Source organism: Aurantimonas sp. (genome assembly GCF_964217435.1).
GTDB classification, from domain to species: domain Bacteria; phylum Pseudomonadota; class Alphaproteobacteria; order Rhizobiales; family Rhizobiaceae; genus Aurantimonas; species Aurantimonas coralicida.
The window spans coordinates 51,482-58,705 of record NZ_CAXPJM010000029.1 but is presented as its reverse complement, the minus strand read 5'-3'; the positions used below and the strand labels follow the sequence as shown (position 1 = coordinate 58,705).

Annotated in this window: 8 protein-coding genes; 7 read left to right on the top strand and 1 reads right to left on the bottom strand. The window is 64.7% G+C overall.

Annotation, left to right across the window (positions count from 1 at the left end):
* The 5 genes from ACEQX1_RS12700 to ACEQX1_RS12680 all read left to right on the top strand — a co-directional run.
* A partial coding sequence (locus tag ACEQX1_RS12700; RefSeq protein ID WP_370196704.1) for an acyl-CoA dehydrogenase family protein occupies nt 1-155 on the top strand: 155 nt, incomplete at its 5' end.
* Nucleotides 156-184: 29 nt separating this feature from the next.
* Complete coding sequence (locus tag ACEQX1_RS12695) at nt 185-436, top strand: Lrp/AsnC family transcriptional regulator (protein ID WP_370196882.1); 252 nt, start codon at nt 185-187, stop codon at nt 434-436.
* Between the two features lie 282 nt (nt 437-718).
* Entirely contained in the window at nt 719-1,732 is a 1,014-nt protein-coding gene (locus tag ACEQX1_RS12690; protein ID WP_277027747.1) for a DctP family TRAP transporter solute-binding subunit, read from the top strand.
* A 195-nt stretch (nt 1,733-1,927) separates the two neighbouring features.
* A complete protein-coding gene (locus tag ACEQX1_RS12685; protein WP_009209576.1) occupies nt 1,928-2,608 on the top strand; it encodes a TRAP transporter small permease in 681 nt (226 codons plus the stop codon).
* Nucleotides 2,609-2,614: 6 nt separating this feature from the next.
* Nucleotides 2,615-4,240, top strand: a complete 1,626-nt coding sequence (locus ACEQX1_RS12680; RefSeq protein WP_370196881.1) for a TRAP transporter large permease — start codon at nt 2,615-2,617, stop codon at nt 4,238-4,240.
* 136 nt (nt 4,241-4,376) lie between these two features.
* Here ACEQX1_RS12680 and ACEQX1_RS12675 read toward each other — a convergent pair whose 3' ends face one another.
* Entirely contained in the window at nt 4,377-4,802 is a 426-nt protein-coding gene (locus ACEQX1_RS12675; RefSeq protein WP_202797863.1) for a MarR family winged helix-turn-helix transcriptional regulator, read from the bottom strand.
* A 399-nt stretch (nt 4,803-5,201) separates the two neighbouring features.
* On the opposite strand from ACEQX1_RS12675, the gene ectA reads away from it, so the two are divergent.
* Nucleotides 5,202-5,783: a diaminobutyrate acetyltransferase gene (gene ectA, locus ACEQX1_RS12670; protein ID WP_024350692.1), complete on the top strand. Its 582-nt coding sequence runs from the start codon at nt 5,202-5,204 to the stop codon at nt 5,781-5,783.
* A gap of 101 nt (nt 5,784-5,884) precedes the next feature.
* Nucleotides 5,885-7,186: a diaminobutyrate--2-oxoglutarate transaminase gene (gene ectB, locus ACEQX1_RS12665; RefSeq protein WP_370195543.1), complete on the top strand. Its 1,302-nt coding sequence runs from the start codon at nt 5,885-5,887 to the stop codon at nt 7,184-7,186.
* Nucleotides 7,187-7,224: the final 38 nt, after the last annotated feature.

Below are 7,224 nucleotides of genomic sequence, written 5' to 3'. Positions count from 1 at the left end.
CCCGCGACATGCATGGCGGCAACGGCATCATGGGCGAGTACCACGTCATGCGCCACGCCCAGAACCTGGAGACCGTCAACACCTACGAGGGCACGCACGACGTCCATGCGCTGATCCTCGGCAAGGCCCAGACCGGCCTCCAGGCCTTCTTCTGAGCCGCGACAGCAACCGCCGGAGACAAGCGATGCAGACCATCTTCGTCCAGTTCAAGTGCCGGCCGGGCGCCGCCTATGCGGTCGCCAACGATCTCCAGGAATCGGTCGAGGAAATGTCGGAGGTCTATTCGACCTCCGGCCATTACGACCTGATCGCCAAGTTCTATCTCGACGACGGGCGCGATCTCGGCCATTTCGTCACGGAAAAGCTGCAGGTGCTCGACGGCGTCGCCGACACCTTCACCACCGTCGCCTTCAAGGCGTTCGGCTCCGCCGGCTAGGCGTTTTCGCACCTGCCGGTGCAGCTCTCCCCTGCAATCCAGGGGTGCTACCATGGCGGTGCTTGCCAAGCCGGGTCCCATTTGCTTCCCTCTGCTCATTGCAACGGTGGGAGGCCGTTGCCGGGAGACACACGCTGCCTCGGCCAGCGTCGCAACGCGGCGGCCGGGTGACGCGATCCGGCCGAAATCCCACCCGACTTGCGACAATGGATGCGTGCCGCCCCGGCGGTCGCATCGCTCGTTACACTCGGGTCCGATCTGGACCACACCGGAGTTTCCACGATGAAGAATCTGCTTCTGGGCGCCGTCTCCTCCCTCGCTCTCGGTCTGACGGCCTCTGCCGCCATGGCGCAGTCGGCAGGCTGCGACGATGGCGAAATGGTCATCAAGTTCGCGCATGTCGTTGCCGCGACCGGTCATCCCAAGGGTGACGCCGCCACCTTGCTGGCCAACCGCGTCAACGAGGAGATGAACGGCACCGCCTGCATGGAGGTCTTCCCGAACTCCACCCTGTTCGACGACGACAAGGTGCTGGAAGCGCTGCTGCTCGGCGACGTGCAGCTTGCCGCGCCGTCGCTGTCGAAATTCGAGGCCTACACCAAGAAGTACCGCCTCTACGATCTGCCGTTCCTGTTCTCCGACCTGTCGGCCGTCCAGACCTTCAACAACTCCGACACCGGCAAGGAACTGCTGACCGTCATGGAAGACGTCGGCTATACCGGCCTCGGCTACTGGCTGTCGGGCATGAAGCAGTTCTCGGCCAACAAGCCGCTGGAAGTGCCGAGCGACGCCGACGGCCTGAAGTTCCGCATCCAGACCTCCGACGTCGCCGAGGCGATGATCAGCGCGATGGGCGCCTCGGCCCAGAAGCTGGCCTTCTCGGAAGTCTATCAGGCGCTGCAGACCGGCGTCGTGGACGGGCAGGAGAACTCCTGGTCGAACATCTACACCCAGAAGTTCTTCGAGGTGCAGGACGGCATCACCGAGACCAACCACGCCGCCCTCGCCTATCTGCTCGTCACCTCCACCGAATGGCTGGACGGCCTGGAGCCGGAGGTTCGCGAGCAGTTCCTGACCATCGTCAACGAGACCACCAAGGCCGCCAATGACGCGGTCGCCGACACCGAGGCGAAGAACCGTCAGAACATCCTCGACAGCGGCTCCACCATCCGCGAGCTCTCGGACGAGCAGCGCGAGCAGTGGGTCTCCACGATGAAGCCGGTCTGGGATCGCTTCCGCGACGACGTCGGCCAGGACGTGATCGACGCCGCGCAGGCGTCCAACCCGGCCAACTGATCGACTGACCAGCGACCGGGCGCCCAACGGCGTCCGGTCACCCCGCAGTCCCGGCTGACGCCCCGGATTTTCAGGCGATCCACGCAATAATGCACGGTATCGACGGCGGGTCTCTTCCCCTTTGCGGTCCGATATAGTAGCCGCCACCGTCGACTGGACAGCATGGCCGCCATCGGCCGTTTCGGGAGGAGATTCATGAGCGCGTACTGGCCGTTTCTCGCCATTCTGGCGCTCATCGTCCTCCTGTTCTTCGTCGAACGGCGCTGGCCCGACCGGGTCACCCGCATCGAGGAGAACATTCTCGCCACCATCCTCGCGGCGATCACCCTCGTCTCCTTCTCGCAGGTCGTCGCCCGCTACGGCTTCAACAGCGGCTGGACCGGCGCGCTGGAACTGACCCGAATCCTGTTTGCCTGGATGATCCTGTTCGGCATGAGCTACGGCCTGAAGCAGGGCATCCATCTCGGCGTCGACGCGCTGATCCGCACCTTCCCCAAGCCGCTGTTCCGCGCCGTGGCCCTGTTCGGCGCCTTCTGCACCGCGCTCTATGCGATCATGCTGCTGTCGGCCGACTGGCTGTCGGTCTTCGGCGCCAATTCCTCCGGCGGCGCGATCTTCTACTGGAAGCGCTTCTTCGACATCGGGCTCGGCCTCGACGATCTGCGCTATCCGGTCTTCATCCAGGAGGCCTTCGGCATGCAGGAGCGGGTGCAGCGCTGGATCGCCTATCTGATACTGCCGATCGGCCTCGCCCTTCTGGCCTTCCGCGCCCTGCAGGGGCTGGTGATGATCTGGAACGGTGAGCGTGAACTGATCATCGCCGGCCACGAGGCGGAAGACCTCGTGGCGGAAAACAAAGACCTGCTGAAGGACTGACGACGGATGGAAACCACCCTTCTCTTCATCCTCGTCCTGAGCCTGCTGTTCCTCGGCGTGCCGGTGGCGATCTCGCTCGGCCTGTCGTCGGTGATTCTGATCGCCTTCTTCTCGACCGACTCCATGTCCTCGGTCGCGTTGCAGCTGTTCACCGCGTCCCAGAACTACACCCTCCTGGCGATCCCCTTCTTCATCCTGGCCTCGGCTTTCATGTCGACCGGCGGCGTCGCCCGGCGCCTGATCAACTTCGCTATTGCCACCGTGGGTCATTTCCGCGGCGGCCTCGCCATGGCCTCGGTGCTGGCCTGCATGCTGTTTGCCGCGCTGTCGGGCTCGTCCCCGGCCACCGTGGTCGCGATCGGCACCATCGCCATCGCCGGCATGCAGAAGGTCGGCTACAGCAAGGACTTCGCCGCCGGCATCATCGCCAATGCAGGCACGCTCGGCATCCTGATCCCGCCCTCGATCGTCATGGTGGTCTATTCGGCCGCCACCGACGTCTCGGTCGGCCGCATGTTCCTCGCCGGTGTCATTCCCGGCGCCGTCGCCGGCCTGATGCTGATGATCGCCATCTACGTCATGGCGCGGATCAAGAACCTGCCGGCGGAGCCCTGGCACGGCTTCGGCAACATCATCCATCACGGCAAGGATGCCGGCTGGGGCCTGTTCCTGATCGTCATCATTCTCGGCGGCATCTATGGCGGCGTCTTCACGCCGACCGAGGCGGCCGCCGTCGCCGCCGTCTACGCCTTCTTCGTCGCGATCTTCGTCTATCGCGACATGGGCCCGATGAAGGGCATTCCCTGGGTGCTGCCCACCGACAGCCGCAAGGCCCGCGTCGGCTTCTCGGGACTGGTCTACGGCGTCGCCTTCTTCTTCGTCTGGATGATCCTGTCCTTCTTCGCCACCGACGCGCCTGGCGGGGCCTCGTTGAGCTTTGCCGAGCGCGCCACGGTCGGCGGCATCATCTCGCTGATCCTCGTCATCGCCTACACGCTGTGGCGGGGCGAGCGGACGGGCGTGACGGGCGTCCTCGGCCATCTGGGCGCCGGCCTGCCGGTCTGGGGGCGCAACCTCGCGCTCTCGTTCCGCAATATCGGCCGAGCCTTCTTCAACGAGGACACGCGCAAGGTCATGGTGGAGGCGTCGCGTACCACGGTGATGCTGATGTTCATCATCGTCAACGCGCTGCTCTTTGCCCATGTCCTGACCGCCGAGCGCATTCCGCAGGCGATCACCGACATGATGCTGGGCGCCGGCTTCGACTGGTTCACCTTCCTGATCGCCGTGAACATCCTGTTGCTGATCGGCGGGCAGTTCATGGAGCCGTCGGGCCTTCTGCTGATCGTCGCACCGGTCGTGTTCCCGATCGCCATGGAGCTCGGCGTCGACCCGGTCCATCTCGGCATCATCATGGTGGTCAACATGGAGATCGGCATGATCACGCCGCCGATCGGGCTCAACCTGTTCGTGACCTCCGGTATCACCGGCATGAGCCTCGTCCAGGTGGTGAAGGCCGCACTGCCCTTCGTGGGCGTCCTGTTCCTGTTCCTGATCCTGGTGACCTACGTGCCGGCGCTCTCGACCTTCCTGCCCTACAGCCTGATGGGCCCGGAGATCGTCACGCGCTGACGGCGGAGAAGCCGAGCCGTCATGGTTGGCTCGGCGATGACCGGAACGAAAAAGGGCGACCGCGGTGGTCGCCCTTTTTCGTTGGTATGTCGTCGCAACTGCACGATCGGACGGCGGCCCGCTGCCACCGCGTGGCCTACGGCCGGGGCGTCGCGATCTCGCCAAATTCGAGCACCGGACCGGCGTCGATGCGCTCGGCGTTCAGAAGCCCCGCGATGCGCTCGAGGCTGGCGACGACCATCGCCTGCTCCCAGTCCTTCATGCGGTCGAACTCGCTCTGGAAGCTGACCTGGAGATCGGGCGGCATGCTGGCCAGCATGGCGTGGCCTTCTTCCGTCAGATCGATCCAGATATGCCGCCGGTCGCTCTCGCCGCGGCGGCGCTGCACCAGCTTGCGCTCGACCAGCCGGTCGATCAGCGTGGTCACCGTGGCCTGTGTCAGGCCGATCTGCGCCGCGATCGCGCTGGGCGTCATCTCGCCCTGGCTGAGGATCCGCAGCACCGTCAATTGCGAACTCGTCAGGCCGGTTTCCTTGGCCAGCCGCCGCGCACTGAATTCCATGGCGCGAATGATCCGCCTGAGGGCGATCAACGCCTGCCGTCCCCGATCCTCCATGTTCCGCTTTACCCCGATGAGATCGTCCGCGAGGCCCTTTGCCTCTGCCGCATCCTGGCGGCGGGGCCATATAAGCGAGGGATCCTTCGACGATCAAACCGATTCTTTGGGGTCGGGGCAGAAATCATTTGACCAGCAAATGACCTCCGACCGCCCATTCCGTCATCAATATTTTTTCCGAGCCCTGTCGGAAGGTGCCCAAACCACTGATATAACGCGATGAACCCTTGATGAGGCGGGTGCCGAATCCCCGCGCAGATCGCCCGCAAGCGCGCCGCGGCGGTTGACTATCGCTTCGACCGTATAAATATTCCGCCTCAACGAAATAACGTACGAGGCGCGTCCATGCAGAAGTCCGATAAAGGTCACCGTCCCCAATTGGCCAGCGTTTCTAGCCCTTTGACGTTCCGCCATCCCGTCCGTGAGGATGGGCAGGCGGTGCACGACCTGATCGACTCCTGCGAGGCGCTGGACGACAATTCGCTGTACTGCAACTTCCTGCAGTGCACCCACTTCGCCAGCACCTGCATGCTGGCCGAGCTGGATGGCGAGATCGTCGGCTGGGTGTCCGCCTACCGTCCGCCGGAAGAGCCGGAAGCCCTGTTCGTCTGGCAGGTCGCCGTGGCCGAAGCGGCCCGTGGCCGCCGCCTGGCGCGCCGCCTGATCGCGAACCTCCTCACCAGCGAATCCTGCGAGGGTGTCGAGCGCCTGAAGACCACGATCACGCCGGACAACAAATCCTCCTGGCGCATGTTCGAGGGCGTCGCCGACGAGTTCGATGCCAAGATCACCGACAAGGTCTGGCTGTGCGGCGACGAGCACTTCTCGGGCGATCACGACAGCGAGCACATGCTGACGATCGCGCCGATCGATGCAAGCGCCGCCGAGACCGACGACATGCCGGAACAGACGGCACAGGCTGCCTGACAGCCAGCCCCCGCAGCAGACTGCGGGCGCGACCGGAACCTGGACAGAACGTTGATGCCCGCCGTGCCGCGGGCTCCGTTCGTAACAACACGGATTGACACATGCTGAACCACACCGAAACGCCCGCCACGACGGGCGCCGCCACCTTTGCACGCCTCGAATCCGAGGTTCGCAGCTATTGCCGCAGCTTCCCGACGGTCTTCAAGAAGGCGCAGAACGCCACGCTGACCGACATCGAGGGCCGCGAATATATCGACTTCCTCGCCGGCTGCGCGTCGCTGAACTACGGCCATAACGACCCTGACATGAAGTCGGCGCTGGTCGACTACATCATGTCGGATGGCGTGACCCACGGCCTCGACATGTTCACCGAGGCCAAGGAAGCGTTCCTGATCTCGTTCAGCGAGCGCATCCTGAAGCCGCGTGGCATGGACCATCGCATGATGTTCCAGGGGCCGACCGGCGCCAACGCCGTCGAGGCGGCCCTGAAGCTTGCCCGCAAGGCCACCGGCCGCGAGAACGTCATCGCCTTCACCAATGGCTATCACGGCGTCACCACCGGTGCGCTCGCCGCCACCGGCAACGGCTCGCAGCGGGCCGGCTCCCGCAGCCAGCTCACCGGCGTCACCCGCATGGCCTATGACGGCTTCCATGGCGAAGGCGTCGACAGCGCGCAGATGCTGGACGACATGCTCGGCGATACGTCCAGCGGCATCGACGCCCCCGCGGCGATCCTCCTGGAGTGCATCCAGGGCGAAGGCGGCCTCAACGTCGCGTCGAAAGAGTTCCTGCAGCGCCTCAGCGCGATCGCCAAGAAGCACGGCGCACTACTGATCATCGACGACATCCAGGCGGGTTGCGGTCGCAGCGGCGACTTCTTCGCCTTCGAGTTTGCCGGCATCCAGCCGGACATCATCACCATGGCGAAGTCGCTGTCGGGCTTCGGCCTGCCGATGTCGATGGTTCTGGTGAAGCCGGAATACGACGTCTTCACCCCGGCCGAGCACAACGGCACGTTCCGCGGCAACAACCATGCCTTCGTGACGGCCCGCGCCGCCCTGGAGAAGTTCTGGGCCGACGATGCCTTCGCCACGGATATCCGCCGCAAGGCCGACTATCTGAACCAGCGCCTCGGCGCCATTGCCGAAAGCTACGGCTTCCGGGTCAAGGGTCGCGGCATGATGCGCGGCATCGACACCGGGTCCGGCGACAAGGCTGCCGAGATCTGTGCCGCAGCCTTCGAGCGTGGCCTGGTGATCGAGACCGCTGGCTCGTCCGACGAGATCGTCAAGGTGCTGGCACCGCTGACGATTTCCGATGAGACCTTCGCGCGTGGCCTCGATATCGTCGCCGAGGCCTTCGAGACCGTTCTTCGTGCGCCGGCGCGTGTCGCCGCCGAATAGGCTGCAGACACCACCACCCCGCACATTTCACCGAATTG

Bases quoted from the DNA above. Each gene is read 5' to 3' on its own strand.
- ACEQX1_RS12685 (WP_009209576.1), top strand. From the start codon at position 1,928: ATGAGCGCGTACTGGCCGTTTCTCGCCATTCTGGCGCTCATCGTCCTC.
- ACEQX1_RS12695 (WP_370196882.1), top strand. From the start codon at position 185: ATGCAGACCATCTTCGTCCAGTTCAAGTGCCGGCCGGGCGCCGCCTAT.
- ACEQX1_RS12675 (WP_202797863.1), bottom strand. From the start codon at position 4,802: ATGGAATTCAGTGCGCGGCGGCTGGCCAAGGAAACCGGCCTGACGAGT.
- ACEQX1_RS12680 (WP_370196881.1), top strand. From the start codon at position 2,615: ATGGAAACCACCCTTCTCTTCATCCTCGTCCTGAGCCTGCTGTTCCTC.
- ACEQX1_RS12690 (WP_277027747.1), top strand. From the start codon at position 719: ATGAAGAATCTGCTTCTGGGCGCCGTCTCCTCCCTCGCTCTCGGTCTG.
- ectB (WP_370195543.1), top strand. From the start codon at position 5,885: ATGCTGAACCACACCGAAACGCCCGCCACGACGGGCGCCGCCACCTTT.
- ectA (WP_024350692.1), top strand. From the start codon at position 5,202: ATGCAGAAGTCCGATAAAGGTCACCGTCCCCAATTGGCCAGCGTTTCT.